General features: G+C 38.8%; 18 protein-coding genes. 17 read left to right on the forward strand and 1 reads right to left on the reverse strand.

The annotated features are described in order from the left end of the window. The 5 genes from BLP54_RS04645 (at position 1) to sfsA (ending at position 3,033) form a co-directional block, all read left to right on the forward strand. Positions 1 to 1,032, forward strand: a complete 1,032-nt coding sequence (locus BLP54_RS04645) for a PDDEXK nuclease domain-containing protein (protein ID WP_090167258.1) — start codon at positions 1 to 3, stop codon at positions 1,030 to 1,032. A 215-nt stretch (positions 1,033 to 1,247) separates the two neighbouring features. Next, positions 1,248 to 1,412, forward strand: a complete 165-nt coding sequence (locus tag BLP54_RS15780) for a hypothetical protein (RefSeq protein WP_176754469.1) — start codon at positions 1,248 to 1,250, stop codon at positions 1,410 to 1,412. Between the two features lie 143 nt (positions 1,413 to 1,555). Further along, complete coding sequence (locus BLP54_RS04650; protein ID WP_242870627.1) at positions 1,556 to 1,825, forward strand: DUF1294 domain-containing protein; 270 nt, start codon at positions 1,556 to 1,558, stop codon at positions 1,823 to 1,825. A gap of 71 nt (positions 1,826 to 1,896) precedes the next feature. Then, positions 1,897 to 2,382, forward strand: a complete 486-nt coding sequence (locus BLP54_RS04655; RefSeq protein WP_090167262.1) for a hypothetical protein — start codon at positions 1,897 to 1,899, stop codon at positions 2,380 to 2,382. Further along, complete coding sequence (gene sfsA, locus BLP54_RS04660) at positions 2,383 to 3,033, forward strand: DNA/RNA nuclease SfsA (protein ID WP_330386131.1); 651 nt, start codon at positions 2,383 to 2,385, stop codon at positions 3,031 to 3,033. 119 nt (positions 3,034 to 3,152) lie between these two features. Here sfsA and BLP54_RS04665 read toward each other — a convergent pair whose 3' ends face one another. Continuing rightward, on the reverse strand, positions 3,153 to 3,662 hold the full coding sequence (locus tag BLP54_RS04665; protein WP_090167264.1) for a helix-turn-helix domain-containing protein: 510 nt from the start codon (positions 3,660 to 3,662) through the stop codon (positions 3,153 to 3,155). A 190-nt stretch (positions 3,663 to 3,852) separates the two neighbouring features. Here BLP54_RS04665 and BLP54_RS04670 point away from each other — a divergent pair, with 190 nt between their 5' ends. From BLP54_RS04670 to BLP54_RS04725, 12 genes are all read left to right on the forward strand, one after another. Further along, positions 3,853 to 4,065 (forward strand): hypothetical protein, encoded by a 213-nt coding sequence (locus BLP54_RS04670; RefSeq protein WP_090167266.1) that lies wholly within the window; start codon positions 3,853 to 3,855, stop codon positions 4,063 to 4,065. Between the two features lie 23 nt (positions 4,066 to 4,088). Continuing rightward, a complete protein-coding gene (locus tag BLP54_RS04675) occupies positions 4,089 to 5,468 on the forward strand; it encodes an aldehyde dehydrogenase (protein ID WP_090167268.1) in 1,380 nt (459 codons plus the stop codon). A gap of 97 nt (positions 5,469 to 5,565) precedes the next feature. Next, entirely contained in the window at positions 5,566 to 6,069 is a 504-nt protein-coding gene (locus BLP54_RS04680) for a 5' nucleotidase, NT5C type (protein WP_090167270.1), read from the forward strand. Positions 6,070 to 6,149: 80 nt separating this feature from the next. Next, a complete protein-coding gene (gene rbr / locus BLP54_RS04685; RefSeq protein WP_090167272.1) occupies positions 6,150 to 6,692 on the forward strand; it encodes a rubrerythrin in 543 nt (180 codons plus the stop codon). A 168-nt stretch (positions 6,693 to 6,860) separates the two neighbouring features. Further along, positions 6,861 to 8,315, forward strand: a complete 1,455-nt coding sequence (locus BLP54_RS04690; protein WP_090167274.1) for an aminotransferase class I/II-fold pyridoxal phosphate-dependent enzyme — start codon at positions 6,861 to 6,863, stop codon at positions 8,313 to 8,315. Then, positions 8,315 to 9,202 (forward strand): polyamine aminopropyltransferase, encoded by an 888-nt coding sequence (gene speE, locus BLP54_RS04695; RefSeq protein WP_090167276.1) that lies wholly within the window; start codon positions 8,315 to 8,317, stop codon positions 9,200 to 9,202. Before BLP54_RS04690 ends, speE begins: the two co-directional genes overlap by 1 nt. A gap of 16 nt (positions 9,203 to 9,218) precedes the next feature. Continuing rightward, positions 9,219 to 10,478, forward strand: coding sequence for a saccharopine dehydrogenase family protein (locus BLP54_RS04700; RefSeq protein ID WP_090167278.1), 1,260 nt, complete (start codon positions 9,219 to 9,221; stop codon positions 10,476 to 10,478). Positions 10,479 to 10,496: 18 nt separating this feature from the next. After that, positions 10,497 to 11,642 carry a carboxynorspermidine decarboxylase gene (gene nspC / locus BLP54_RS04705; RefSeq protein WP_090167280.1) on the forward strand — a complete coding sequence of 382 codons (1,146 nt, stop codon included), beginning with the start codon at positions 10,497 to 10,499 and terminating at the stop codon, positions 11,640 to 11,642. 9 nt (positions 11,643 to 11,651) lie between these two features. Then, positions 11,652 to 12,746 (forward strand): agmatine deiminase, encoded by a 1,095-nt coding sequence (gene aguA / locus BLP54_RS04710; RefSeq protein WP_090167282.1) that lies wholly within the window; start codon positions 11,652 to 11,654, stop codon positions 12,744 to 12,746. Positions 12,747 to 12,748: 2 nt separating this feature from the next. Further along, positions 12,749 to 13,624, forward strand: a complete 876-nt coding sequence (gene aguB / locus BLP54_RS04715; protein WP_090167284.1) for an N-carbamoylputrescine amidase — start codon at positions 12,749 to 12,751, stop codon at positions 13,622 to 13,624. 15 nt (positions 13,625 to 13,639) lie between these two features. Continuing rightward, positions 13,640 to 14,572 (forward strand): D-2-hydroxyacid dehydrogenase, encoded by a 933-nt coding sequence (locus tag BLP54_RS04720; protein WP_090167286.1) that lies wholly within the window; start codon positions 13,640 to 13,642, stop codon positions 14,570 to 14,572. A 76-nt stretch (positions 14,573 to 14,648) separates the two neighbouring features. After that, entirely contained in the window at positions 14,649 to 14,831 is a 183-nt protein-coding gene (locus tag BLP54_RS04725) for a hypothetical protein (RefSeq protein ID WP_090167288.1), read from the forward strand. The last annotated feature ends 75 nt before the right edge of the window (positions 14,832 to 14,906 follow it).

Below are 14,906 nucleotides of genomic sequence, written 5' to 3' on the forward strand. Positions count from 1 at the left end.
ATGGCAGAGATAATTCCAAATGAAGATAAAGAATATAGCGTGCTATTAGATAAAATTGGTCAAAGAATTGATCAAGGTAAACAAGAAGTGGCAAGAGCTTTAATAAAAAGTATGCTGGGAACATATTGGGATATGGGTCAGTATATTGTTGAATATGAGCAAGATGGAAAGCCACATGCTATATATGGGCAACAACTATTTAAGCGATTATCAAAAGACCTTACACTTAGATATGGTAAAGGCTATAGTGTACCGAACTTATATAACATGAGACAATTTTATCAGGTTTATAAAGATGGTTATGAAGAATTATTATCTTTGACTTGGTCACATGTTTGTATATTGATGAGAATCGAGAATCCCGTTGAGAGAGAATTTTATCAGCGTCAATGCATTGATGAAAAGTGGGATGTTACATCATTAAATAGACAAAAGAAGAGTGCTTTATTTTTAAGACTAGCCGATAATAAAGATAAAAATGAAATTATAAAGCTTGCCAGGGAAGGAATAGTTATAGAAAAACCTGAGGATGTCGTAAAGGATGTTTATACATTAGACTTTATGAACTTGCCATCAAATATAGTAATAGATGAAACGGAATTAGAAGGAAGGCTGATGAAGCAGCTGGGATTTTTCTTCTTGGAATTGGGCAAAGGTTTTACTTTTGTAGGTGAACAATATCCAATGAGAATTAATAATAAAACATTTAAATGTGATTTGGTTTTTTATCACAGAATATTAAAATGCTTTTTCTTGGTAGATTTGAAGATTGATGAAGTTGAGCATAAAGATATTGGTCAAATGAACATGTATATGGGATATTTTGCTGAAGAAGTAAACGAGCCGGATGATAAACCTCCAGTTGGATTAATATTAGCGCGAGAAAAAGATGAATTGATGGTTAAATATGCTACTTATGGTATGGATACAAATTTGTTCGTATCGAAGTATGAATTGTATTTACCAGATGAAAATGAGTTGAGGAAACTAGTAGAAAAAGCCTTAAACGATGATACAGAAATAGAAAATTAGAAATCAATTCTAGAGTTTCTAAAGATGTTCTAGAAAGTCATTCTAGAATTTTAAATGGGAAAAAGCCCTTGAAATAGGGATTTTTAGCATGGAAATATAATATCATTCTAGAATTTTTAAAACATAAAGATGAGATATTTCTAGAATATTGATTAAGAAAACATTTAAATAGAATGACAGATAAAAAAAGAAATATGAAGAAATAACAGGAACTAATGAGAGCAGAAAAAAATGTAACAGCGGAAGTAAATGATGAGGCTGCAACAGAAGCAATACTTAATACAATAGGTGTTGCTGATAAACAGCTACGTGATGCGGAAAAGAAGCAAGTTAGAATCAGTGTTTTGATTATTGCACTTATGCCATACGTAGCTGAGTAATCAGTTGATATGACATTTCAGAGTCAGGTTCGAAAGAGCCTGGCTCTTTTTTGTATTTATAGAAAATCTGAGTTAGATTGATAGGATTTAATACCCAAAAATGATATATTTTAGATAGTATTTTTTATGGGAGAATAATGAACATGATTATCAATTATTTAGTTATTATGAATGCCTTGGGACTGGCAGCTATGGGGCTCGATAAGAAGAAGGCTATTAGAAATGAGTGGAGGATTCCAGAGAAGACACTTTTCTTAATTAGTGCTATTGGAGGAAGCATAGGAACATTTTTAGGAATGCACCTTTTCCGTCATAAAACAAAGCACTGGTATTTTGTAGTGGGAATGCCTGCTATTTTAATGGTTCATGTAGTAATAGGATGGATTATTTACAGTAAAATGTATCTGGGATAGGAAGTGTTGTACGACACTCAAATATAAGACAGAAAAACTGTTGAACAATACTTACAAAGGGGGAGTTTACAATGCCAAGAGTTAATCTATCTATTAATCAGGAGATGTATGACAAGATAAAGCATCAGGCTGAGATACAGGGGATTTCGGTCAACAACATGATTTATAGTCAGCTGCAGAAGCAGTATGGGGATGACGAGTTTGATTACATTGTTGCACTTGATTGTTTAAAACAGGAGGCCTCAGAACAGAGTGGATATTTTAGCTTATGGGAGCTTCCAACATTTCAAGAGATAAGCAACCAGGGAAAGAAAGAATCACCTGAGCAAATCAGAGCTCGACTTGGTAAAATGTTCCACGATTCAGTTAAGAATGGACAGGTGTGGGACGTAATGATTCATAAAGGAAAGATTGACGTGCCACAACATAAGTCAAAAAGACCAGGAAGAGCCGTGATATACGCAAAAAAGAGCGAACAGAGAGAACTGTTGTACAACACCCCAGATGGCATGTTTAATATTGTTGAACAACACTTACAAGAGGCTATAAATCAATAAATGATGAAGTACTCAAATATAGTAAAAGCAAAGTTCATATCCAGACCAAACAGGTTCATAGCACAGGTAGATTTGGAAGGAAAAGAGATTACAGTACATGTAAAGAATACCGGTAGATGTAAGGAATTATTGCTACCAGGAAGAACGGTGTATCTTGAGAAGGCAAGTAATCCAGATCGTAAGACACCCTATGACTTGGTGGCAGTGGACACGCCAATAGGTATAATCAATATCGATTCGCAGGCGCCAAATGCTGTTGTAAAAGAGTGGCTTTTAAAACAGGACTATACAGTAGTGCAGCCTGAGTATAAGTACGGAGATTCCAGAATAGATTTCTATATGGAAAAAGGAGAGGAAAAATATCTTCTTGAAGTTAAGGGATGCACTCTTATAAAAGATGGCATAGGATATTTTCCAGATGCACCTACCGAAAGAGGAGTAAAGCATCTGCGAGAACTTGCAAAAGCGATTGATAAGGGTTTCAAAGCAATGGTGGCTTTTGTAATTCAGGTAGAGGAAGTGACAGAAGTAAGACCTAATATTGATACCCACCCAGAATTTGCGGTAGCTTTACAGGAAGCAAAAGAAGCAGGCGTAGAAGTATTATGTTTGCCTTGTAATGTATGGGAGGATGGATTAGAGATTATATGATACAGGAAAAACGAAAGTGTTGTACAACAGTATTGATATGGCTGTTGTAAATATAGAACAAGACTTACAAAGCTAGAAAAGAGGAGCATTTCTGCTCCTCTTTAAATATATGCAAGCCATTATTTTTCAGAATACTCTTTTAATCTATCAGCATTGATGTTTCCGGAATTAATGGTGTTCGCTACCCACAGTTTAAGTGCCTCAACAGTATGGTCGATTTGGTCAAGCTGTTTTTGGATATGAACGAAATCTGGAATTTCATCATCTGAGACAATACCGTCGGCGGTAATCTCAATGAGTCGATCCTTTTGCTTATCCAGTGAGTTAAGAGCTGAAAGCATTCCAAGAACAATCTCAGAAAGAGAGGAAACCTTTACTTCAGGAACAGACTCTTTTCCAATGCGACATTCATGTGTGCAATAGTAATTGCAAAGTTCAGGTTTCTTATATGCACTAGCCATATCAACAACATCTTCAGGATATATGGCCGCTTTACCAGTCTCTAATTTTTCCAGACGGCTTTCACTGATTGTGCCAATGAGCTCACTGGCTTGTGCACGTGTAAGACCAGCTGCCTCTCTACTTTCAAAAAATATATTCTTATCGTCTCTAATTGACTTTCTGCCCATTTAAACCTCCGTGAGTACATTAAAAATTTAGGTATATTATATCTATTTTTTCTATTCAGCGAAATAGAATATGAGTATTTACTGTAATAAAGATATAATATTATTACATATGGGATTAGAATATAATCAATAAAAGAAAAACCTGAACAGGTAGAAATGATGAACGGTTTTAAGATAAGGAGTGAAAGATATGTTTACATTTTTATTCTTTGTATTATTTTTTATGGTATTTGGAAAGATGATTGGAGTTGCTTTTAGAGCAACATGGGGATTGATGAAAGTTTTGCTTTACATTGTATTCCTTCCATTAATTCTTGTGGGTTTAGTTTTTGGTGGTTTACTTTACATTGCTTTTCCTGTATTACTTGTAGTAGGAGTAGTAAGTTTAATTGCAAATGCGTAATTTAATCAGAGGGGTTTTTGCAGATGAAGGAGCGAAGCATAAAAGAAATAGTCCAGTTACAGACTAAGTTCTTTAGAAGTGGAAGCACCAGAGATATTGAATATCGTAAGCAGATGTTGACTAAACTTGAAGAAGGGATTCGTGCTCACGAGGATGATTTATATGAAGCTTTTCAGGAAGATTTAGGAAAATCCAAAGCGGAAAGCTATATGGCAGAAATTGCTCAGGTTTTAGGCGAGCTTGGTTACATAAGAAAACATCTGGGAAAATGGTCAAAGCCAAAGAAAGCAAAAACAACCTCTGGCACATTTCCGGGAAAGAGCAGGATATATATGGAGCCATACGGAGTAGTTCTCGTATTGGCGCCATGGAATTATCCTGTCTTTCTTGCGTTTTCCCCAGTAATAGGAGCAATAGCAGCAGGAAACACAGTTGTCCTAAAGTGCTCAAAGAGTAGTCCAAACTGTGCAAGAGTGATACGTGAGATTATAAACGAGTCTTTACCAGAAGAGCTTTGTTATTCCGCTAAGGCTGAAATCGATTATGACGAAGTATTAGATCAGGATTATCAATATATCTTTTTCACGGGAAGTCCACGTGTAGGAAAACAGATAATGGAAACTGCATCGAAAAGATTGATACCTGTCTCGTTGGAGCTGGGTGGAAAGAGTCCATGTATAGTGACTGATTCAGCAAATATAAAACTTGCAGCTAAAAGAATAATTTGGGGAAAGCTTTTGAATGCTGGACAGACATGTATTTCTATTGACTATATTTTAGTTGATAGAAAAGTGAAGGAAGCCCTGGTGTCTGAGCTTAAGGATGAAGTAGATAGAACTTATGGAAAGCCATTGTTAAATAAAGACTATCCAAAGATTGTATCTAATCATCATTTCAACAGGCTTATGAAGCTTATTGAGGAAGAGCGTAAGCTTGGAAAGGTAATTGATGGTGAGGGAGATGCCCAGTCTCGAAAAATATCACCAGCTATTATAACTGACGCGGATTTCACCCATCCAACAATGGAAGAAGAGATATTTGGACCAATCCTACCTGTGATAAACTACGATAATATTGATGAGGCAGTGGAACAAATAAATGATAGACCACATCCTCTTGCAACGTATATATTTACCGAAGATGCAGCGTTGGCGAAAAGCCTGATAAACAAATTACCATTTGGAGGAGGCTGCATAAACGATACAATCCTTCATATTGCAAACCATCACATGCCTTTTGGCGGAGTTGGAAACAGTGGTATGGGAAATTATCATGGATTTTATAGCTTCAGGACATTTACCCATGAAAAGAGTGTTTACTGGGGCTCTACAAAAATCGATATACCTATACGTTATGGTCCGTTAGATGATAAAAAATGGCAGCTTTTAAAGAAATTCATATGATTTTTTGAACAGGCCAGGAGGGTGCCCATATTTATGGGCACCCAATTTTTTTAAAATTATAGCTGAATAAAACAGAGGGCGAAGAAAGGAGACTTTTATGGATAAAAATATAAAGCTATATATAGATATGGATGGTTGCATTGCTAAATGGAATGTTGATGCATCAATTGAAGAGACTTTTGAGCCGGGATATTTTGCGAGTCTGGAACCAGAAGAAAATCTGATTACGGCAGTTAAGCTATTATCAGAGGAATATGATGTTTCTATTCTTTCAGCGGTTTATCAGGATAATCATTCTATTGGGGATAAGCTGACGTGGCTCAAAAATAATGGTTTGGGTTATTTGGAAATCATATTTGTGCCATATGGAGAGTCCAAGCAGAAATACATAGATCATGAATATACTTCTATTCTTATCGATGATTACTCTAAGAATTTGGAAGAGTGGGTTATGTCAAAAAACTGCTTTGGTATTAAATACCTTAACGGTATTAATGCTACTAAGGGACAATGGACTGGATTTATGGTTTCTGGAAAGATGAATTCACAGGCATTATTTAAAACTATCAATGGAATTGTAAAAGAGATTGCCGCAGCATAATATTGACATTACACAATTAAATTAAGTAAGATAGGACTTGAAAGGTCATAATTATTTGACAGTAAAAGGAGGATTTTAAAATGGCAGAGAATAAGTACACAGGCACAAAAACAGAAAAGAATCTTTGGGAGGCTTTTGCTGGAGAGTCAATGGCTAGAAATAAGTATACATACTTCGCTTCAGTAGCTAAGAAAGCAGGTTATGAGCAGATTGCAGCTTTATTCTTAAAGACAGCTGACAACGAGAAGGAGCATGCTAAGCTTTGGTTCAAGGCATTAGGTGGGGTTGGTACTACACCTGAGAATCTTCTTCATGCAGCTGAGGGTGAGAATGCTGAGTGGACAGATATGTACGACAGAATGGCTAAGGAAGCAGAAGAGGAAGGCTTTCCTGAGCTCGCAGCCCAGTTCAGAGGTGTAGCAGCTATCGAGAAAGAGCATGAGGATCGTTATCGTAAGCTTTTCCATAATGTTGATGCCATGGAAGTATTCAAGAAGAGCGGTGTTACAATGTGGGAGTGCCGTAACTGTGGCCATATCGTTGTTGGAACAGAGGCTCCAGAGGTATGTCCGGTATGTAAGCATCCAAAGGCTTACTTCGAGGTTAGAGAGCAGAACTATTAAGATAGATTTTTAAAGTCAAAATTGCTTTAAAAAACTGTCGAAAACAGTAACACTTAGAGACAAAGTAATATATAATGGGCGAGTGGTGACTTTTTCATCCCTCGCCTTATTTTTAGCGGGGATGCGAGGATGAAGAGCATCAACAGCTTAAGGGAAAAGGTAATGTAAATGAAGAAATACGAGCAGAAATCAGCTCCTATTTGTGAGGCATTGGAGCGATTTAGACGAAGGAGAGTAGTTCCCTTCGATGTTCCCGGACACAAGCGTGGAAGAGGTAATCCCGAGCTTGTAGATTTGTTGGGAAAGCAGTGTGTTGGATTGGATGTAAATTCCATGAAGCCGCTGGATAATTTGGGACATCCCATTTCTGTTATTAAAGAGGCGGAGGAGCTTACAGCGGATGCTTTTGGGGCGGCTCATGCCTTTCTTATGGTTAATGGTACTACCAGCTCAGTTCAGACTATGATTTTATCAGTTTGTAAAGCTGGAGATAAAATTCTTATTCCGAGAAATGTCCATAAGAGTGTTATTAATGCCATGGTGCTTTGTGGCGCCGTGCCTGTTTACGTGGAAGTAAAGGTCAATCCAGAGATAGGTATTGCCCTTGGTGTTGAGGTAGAAGAAGTTAGACGTGCAATGGATGCAAATCCAGATGCAAAAGCTATCCTTATAAATAATCCTACCTACTATGGCATTTGTTCAAATTTGAAAGAAATAGTAAAGATTGCCCATGAGCATGGAATGAAAGTCCTTGCAGACGAGGCTCACGGAACACATCTTTATTTTAATGATAATTTACCAATATCGGGAATGGCTGCAGGAGCGGATATGGCAGCTGTTTCTATGCATAAATCTGGCGGAAGCCTTACTCAAAGTTCTATTCTTCTTTGCGGAGAAAATATGGATGCAGAGTATGTGCGTCAGATTATAAATCTTACACAGACTACCAGTGCATCTTATTTGCTGCTGTCCAGTCTGGATTTATCTAGAAGAAATCTCGCTTTAAGAGGTGAGGAATCTTTTGAAAAAGTAGCTCGCATGGCAGAGTATGCCCGTAGCGAGATTAATGAAATCGGTGGCTTCTACGCTTATGGCAAGGAGCTCATTGATGGAGACAGTGTTTACGATTTCGATGTTACTAAGCTTTCTATATATACTCAGGGAATTGGTCTTACAGGAATTGAGGTATATGACCTTTTAAGAGATGAGTATGATATTCAGATTGAGTTTGGTGATATCGGAAATATTTTGGCGTACATTTCCATTGGAGATAGAATTCAGGATATTGAGCGATTAGTTGGAGCTTTAGAGGATATTAAGCGTCTCTATGAAAAGGACTCCAGCGACCTTTACTGCGGAGAGTTCATTCAGCCTGAAAACGTTATGACTCCACAGCAGGCTTTTTACGCTGACAAGGTGCAGTTGCCATTACACGACACAGATGGCAAGATTTGCGCCGAGCTTGTAATGTGTTATCCACCTGGTATTCCTATTTTGACACCTGGAGAGAGGATTACAAAAGAAATCATTGAGTATATCGATTTCGCCAAGGAAAAAGGTTGTAGTCTTCAGGGTACTAAGGACCCAGAGGTTGAGCTTATTAGCGTAATTAAGGAGAAATAATGGATTTTTGGTTTTCACAGATGGAAACGGAGCACGTTAAGACGAGCATCCGTGTAAATAAACAGTTGTACAGCGGTCAGAGCGAGTACCAGCGAATCGATGTTTTCGAGACACAGGAGCTGGGAAAGATGATTGTATTAGATGGTGAGATTATCTTCTCAGAGGCAGATGAATTCATCTACAACGAGATGGTAGTTCACGTGCCGATGGCAGTGCATCCTTGCGTAAAGCAGGTGCTTATCATTGGTGGAGGAGATGGCGGCGTAGCCCGCGTACTCACACAGTATCCTGAAATCGAGCACATTGATGTGGTTGAGCAAGATGAAAAGTTCGTAGAAATCAGCAAGGAGTTTTTCCCTGAGACAGCAAAGGGATTTGATGATGAGCGAGTTACAGTCACAAATATGGACGGACTTAGATTCCTTCGCCGTTGCAGAGATAAATATGATTTGATTATTAATGATACAACAGACCCATTCGGATATGCAGAAGGTCTTTTCACAAGAGAGTTTTATGGCAGTTGCTATAGAGCACTTAAGGAAGATGGAATCATGGTTTATCAGCATGGTAGTCCTTTCTACGATGAAGATGAGGAAGCCTTTAGAGCCATGCATCGAAAGGCCTACAAGAGCTTCCTTATCAACAGGGTTTATCAGGCAAACATTCCTACATGTCCGTCAGGATATTGGATGTTTGGATTTGCTTCAAAGAAATATCATCCACTGAAGGATTTGGATACCAAGCGCTGGAAGGCAAGAAACATACAGACCTGGTATTACACAACAAATCTTCACAAGGGAGCCTTCATGTTACCTAGATATGTAGAGGATTTATTGGTCGAAGAAGAGAAGGCTGCTAAAAAAGAATCAAAGGAAAATATTGAATAAATAGGAGAGTAATAAAATGGCAAGATTATTAATTATTGGATGTGGTGGAGTAGCACAGGTTGCAATTTCAAAGTGCTGCCAGAATAGTGATGTTTTCGAGGAGATTATGATTGCAAGCCGCACAGTTTCAAAGTGCGAGGCAATGAAAGAAAAGCTTCAGGACAAGACAAAGACAGTTATCAAGACTGCTCAGATAGATGCAGATGATGTAGAGGCACTTACAAAGCTTATTAAGGACTATGCTCCAGATGCAGTTCTTAACGTAGCACTTCCTTATCAGGATCTTACAATTATGGATGCATGTCTTGCAGCAGGTGTAGATTATATTGATACAGCAAATTATGAGCCAGAGGATACAGATGATCCTAAGTGGAGAGCAATCTACGAGAAGAGATGCAAGGAGCTTGGTTTCTCAGCATACTTTGATTACAGCTGGCAGTGGGCTTACGAAGATAAGTTTAAGAATGCTGGTCTTACAGCACTTCTTGGAACAGGATTTGATCCAGGTGTAACAAGCGTATTTGCAGCTTATGCAAAGAAGCATTACTTTGATGAGATTCATACAATCGATATCCTTGATTGCAATGGTGGAGATCATGGCTATCCATTTGCAACAAACTTCAATCCAGAGATTAACCTTCGTGAGGTTTCAGCACCAGGTTCATATATGGAAAACGGAAAGTGGATTGAGATTCCAGCTATGAGCATCAAGAGAGAGTACGACTTTGATGGTGTTGGTGTGAAGGACATGTACCTTCTTCACCATGAGGAAATTGAGGCTCTTGGAAGAAATATGCCAGAGGTTAAGCGAATTCGTTTCTTCATGACATTTGGTCAGAGCTACCTTACACACATGAACTGCCTTGAAAATGTAGGAATGCTTAGCACTACACCTATTAACTTCAATGGACAGGAAATTGTTCCAATTCAGTTCCTTAAGGCTCTTCTTCCAGACCCAGCATCACTTGGTCCAAGAACAGTTGGTAAGACAAATATCGGATGTATCTTTACAGGTATCAAGGATGGTAAGGAGCGCTCTATCTATATTTATAATGTATGTGACCATCAGGAGTGCTACAAGGAGGTTGGTTCACAGGCAATTTCATACACAACTGGTGTACCAGCAATGATTGGTGCTATGATGGTTGTAACAGGACAGTGGAAGAACCCAGGTGTATTCACAACAGATGAGTTCGATCCAGATCCATACATGGAAGCTCTTAATAAGTGGGGCTTACCTTGGCAGGTAGTAGAGAATCCAGTTCTCGTAGATTAATCGATAGCGGGGGAATAAATGATATTATCGCAGGTGGAAACACCCTCATACGTAATCGATGAGGGTAAATTGATAGAGAATCTTAAGGTTTTAGAAAGGGTGCAGCAGGAGGCAGGTTGTAAAATTCTGCTGGCCCAGAAGGCCTTTTCAAACTTTTGTGTTTATCCATTAATAGGTAAGTATCTTGCAGGTACTACAGCAAGCGGTCTATATGAGGCTCGCCTTGGTAAGGAGGAAATGGGCAAGGAGAATCATGTATTTGCACCGGCCTACAAGGAAGCTGATATGGATGAATTGGTAAAGCTTTGCGACCATATTATTTTTAACTCAGTTGCACAGCTGATGAAGTACAAGGATAAATGTCTAGATGCAGGAGTTTCTATCGGGCTTAGGATTAATCCTGAGTGTTCTACACAGGGGGACCAGGCAATTTATGACCCATGTTCAAAAGGGTCGAGACTTGGCGTTACTCTTACAAATTTACAGCAGGCTATAGATAATAATCCTGATGTATTAAAGGGTGTTGATGGTCTTCATTTTCATACGCTATGTGAGCAGAATAGTGATGATTTAGAGACTACAATTGAAGTCGTAAAAGATAAGTTTGGACAGTATCTAGACAAAATGAGCTGGATAAATATGGGTGGAGGACATCATATTAGTCGTGAAGATTATGATATAAATCGCCTTGTTCGTATCATAAAAGACGTGAAAGAAACCTATAATCTAGAGGTATATCTAGAGCCAGGAGAAGCAATTGCTTTGAACGCAGGATACCTTGTGACAGAGGTTTTGGATATTGTTGATAATGGGATAAAGACATTAATTTTAGATGCATCTGCAGCATGTCATATGCCAGATGTTTTAGAAATGCCATACCGTCCACCTCTTAAGGATTCAGGAGAGTGGGGACAGAAGCCTTATGAATACAGGCTTAGTTCTTATACCTGTCTCGCAGGAGATATCATCGGAGATTATTCCTTCGATAATGAGATTATGGTTGGAGATCGCCTTGTATTTGAGGATATGGCTATATATTCAATGGTTAAGAATAATACGTTTAATGGCATCCCACTTCCTAGCATTTATTTACAGAAGCAGGATGGGGATTGTCAGTTAGTTAAGAAATTTGGATATGAGGATTTCAAGAATCGTCTGTCCTAGTGGGGTTTTATGATTAGTACACCTAAAGCAGATAAATTTTATATGCCAGCAGAGTATGCTTCCCACCGTGGATGCGTGATGATATGGCCGGTAAGACCAGGTTCGTGGCCATATGGTGGATTGCAGGCAAAGGCAGTTTTTTCTCAGATAGCAATAGCAATTTCAGAGAGCGAAGAGGTATGGATGCTGGCTGATGAAGCCCACCTTCACGAAGTAGAGGAGACCTTTGAAAAATGGCCTAGTATACATCCACTTCAGATAGAGACAAACGATGCATGGGCCAGAGATGTAGGGCCTACCTGTGTTGTAAACGGCGTAGAAGTGAGAGGAATTGACTGGGAGTTTAACGCCTGGGGCGGAGAATATGATGGTCTTTATGCCCACTGGGAAAAGGACGATGCAGCAGCATCTCAGATATGTAAAGCTCTCGGAATGGAATGCTACGATGCACATCCATTTGTATTGGAGGGCGGTAGCATACACTCAGATGGCGAGGGTACTGTAATTGTCACAGAAGCCTGCTTACTTAGCAAAGGACGTAATCCAAAGATGTCCAAGAATCAGATTGAAAATAAGCTGAAGGAATATCTTGGAGCTGAAAAGATAATCTGGCTTCCATCAGGAATATATAATGATGAGACTAATGAACACGTGGATAATGTGTGTGCTTTTACGGGCCCTGCAACAGTAGTATTGGCATGGACTGATGATAAGGACGATCCACAGTATAATATGAGTAAAGCCTGCCTAGACGTTCTTGAAAAGGAAACAGATGCAAAAGGAAGAAACTTTATAGTTCACAAGCTTCCTATCCCAAAGAAACCTGTTTGTATCACTGAAGAAGAGCTTAAGGGCTACGAATTTGAAGAAGGCGAAGATGTTCGTGAGGTTGGCGAAAGGTTAGCAGCCAGCTATGTAAACTTTTATATATCAAACGGGGGAATTATCTTGCCTCAGTTTAATGATGAGAATGATAAAGTGGCGGTGGAAATTCTTGGAAAACTATTTCCAGAAAGAAAGATTTATCCAGTATATGCCAGAGCAATAATAGTAGGTGGTGGAAATATTCATTGCATCACCCAACAAATTCCAGCAGGAGAATAACTATGAGAAAAGTAACAGTGGCGGCTATTCAAATGAGCTGCACTACAGTAGTTTTGGAAAATATAAAAAAAGCGGACAAAATGGTTCGCGAAGCAGCAGCTTCAGGCGCACAGATTATACTTATCCCAGAGCTTTTTGAGCGACAGTATTTCTGTCAGGAGCGTCAGTATGAATACTATTATTTTGCAAAATCCGTAGAGGAAAATGATGCTGTATGCCATTTTAAGAAGGTGGCTAAGGAGCTCTCAGTAGTTATTCCTGTCAGCTTTTATGAAAAGGATGGAAATGTACTTTATAATTCTGTGGCAATAATTGATGCAGATGGAGAAGTACTTGGAGTTTATAGAAAGACTCATATTCCTGACGACCATTTTTATCAGGAGAAATTCTACTTCACACCAGGTAACACAGGCTTTAAGGTTTGGGATACAAAGTATGCTAAGATTGGAGTAGGAATCTGTTGGGATCAGTGGTTCCCTGAGACAGCAAGAGCAATGGCAGTACAGGGTGCGGAGCTTCTTTTCTACCCAACGGCTATTGGTAGTGAGCCTATTCTTGAAAGTGATAGCATGCCACATTGGAGACGTTGTATGCAGGGACATGCAGGCAGTAACCTTATGCCAGTTATAGCTGCCAACAGAATTGGGCTTGAAGAGGTTAAGCCATGCAAGGAAAATGGTGGACAGGAATCCAGCCTTAATTTCTATGGAAGCTCATTTATGACGGATGAAACAGGAGCAATCCTTGAAGATGCTTCGAGAGATAAAGAACAGGTGCTTATTCACACCTATGATTTAGAGGAAATAGCAGAGAATCGCCTTAGCTGGGGAATCTTCAGAGACAGAAGACCAGACTGTTATGGTGACATTTGTAAATAACTAAGGAGGTAGATTATGAAGATTGTATTTTTGGACAGAAAGACAATTGGAGAAGATATTGATTTATCAGGATTTGAGAGATTTGGAGAAGTAGTAATCTATGATTACTCAGCTGCTGATGAGGTGCCAGCCAGGGTAGAGGATGCTGATATTATCGTTCTTAACAAGGTGCCTGTAAACGAGGCTACCATCAGCACAGCAAAGAATCTTAAGCTTGTTTGCGTTACAGCTACAGGTACAAATAATCTTGATAAGGATTACCTTGCAGGCCGTGGAATCGAGTGGAGAAATGTAGCGGGATATTCAACAGAGGCAGTTGCTCAGCATACTTTCTCATTAGCATTCTATCTCTTAGAGCATCTTAGTTATTATGATGAGTATGTTAAGAGCGAGAAGTATGTAAACGATAGAATGTTTACTCACTTTGAAAAGCATTTCCATGAAATTGCAGGAAAGACCTGGGGTATCATAGGACTTGGTGCAATCGGTAGCCGAGTAGCAGAAATTGCAAAGCTTTTTGGAGCCAATGTAATCTACTATTCTACCAGTGGACGTAATCATTCAGATATCTACAAAGAGGTGGATTTTGAAACACTGTTATCCACATCAGATGTTGTTTCTATCCACGCACCACTAGATGAAAATACAATGCACCTTATCGACAAAGCAGCTCTTTCAAAGATGAAGAAGAACGCTATCCTCATCAATGTTGGAAGAGGTCCAATCATTGTGGAAAAAGACCTTGCAGATGCACTTGAATGTGGACAAATTGCAGCAGCAGGTTTGGACGTTCTTGATGTGGAGCCAATGTCTCCTGAGAATCCACTTGTAAGAATCAAGGACAGTACAAAGCTTCTTATCACACCTCATATTGCATGGGCAGCAGTAGAAGCTCGCCAGCGTCTTATGAAGATTATCGAGGGACAGATTGAGGATTTCCTTAAATAATATAGATTAAGACATCATTTCTTCAAACTAATTTGCTAGACTAGGTTCACTGGGAGAGCTGATAAGGATTCAAAATATGAATTGGAAGTTTGAAGATGAAAACAAACCATATAGCTCTGATGATGCCTACGATGATTTAGAAGCGGTTAAGGAAATGCTTAGAGAAGCACAGCGTAAGATTACCCGCGATAAATTAGAAGATAGTGGCATCGATTTTAGTGTAAATATAGAAATAGAAAAAAATAATAATAATGATTAAAAAGGCAACTGTTCACAATGTTACAACAGTTGCCGTTTTTTACACTTTTTTCACAGTATGTACGTAATTATAGGC

The sequence above is a fragment of the Pseudobutyrivibrio sp. 49 genome, assembly GCF_900100545.1.
GTDB lineage: Bacteria > Bacillota > Clostridia > Lachnospirales > Lachnospiraceae > Pseudobutyrivibrio.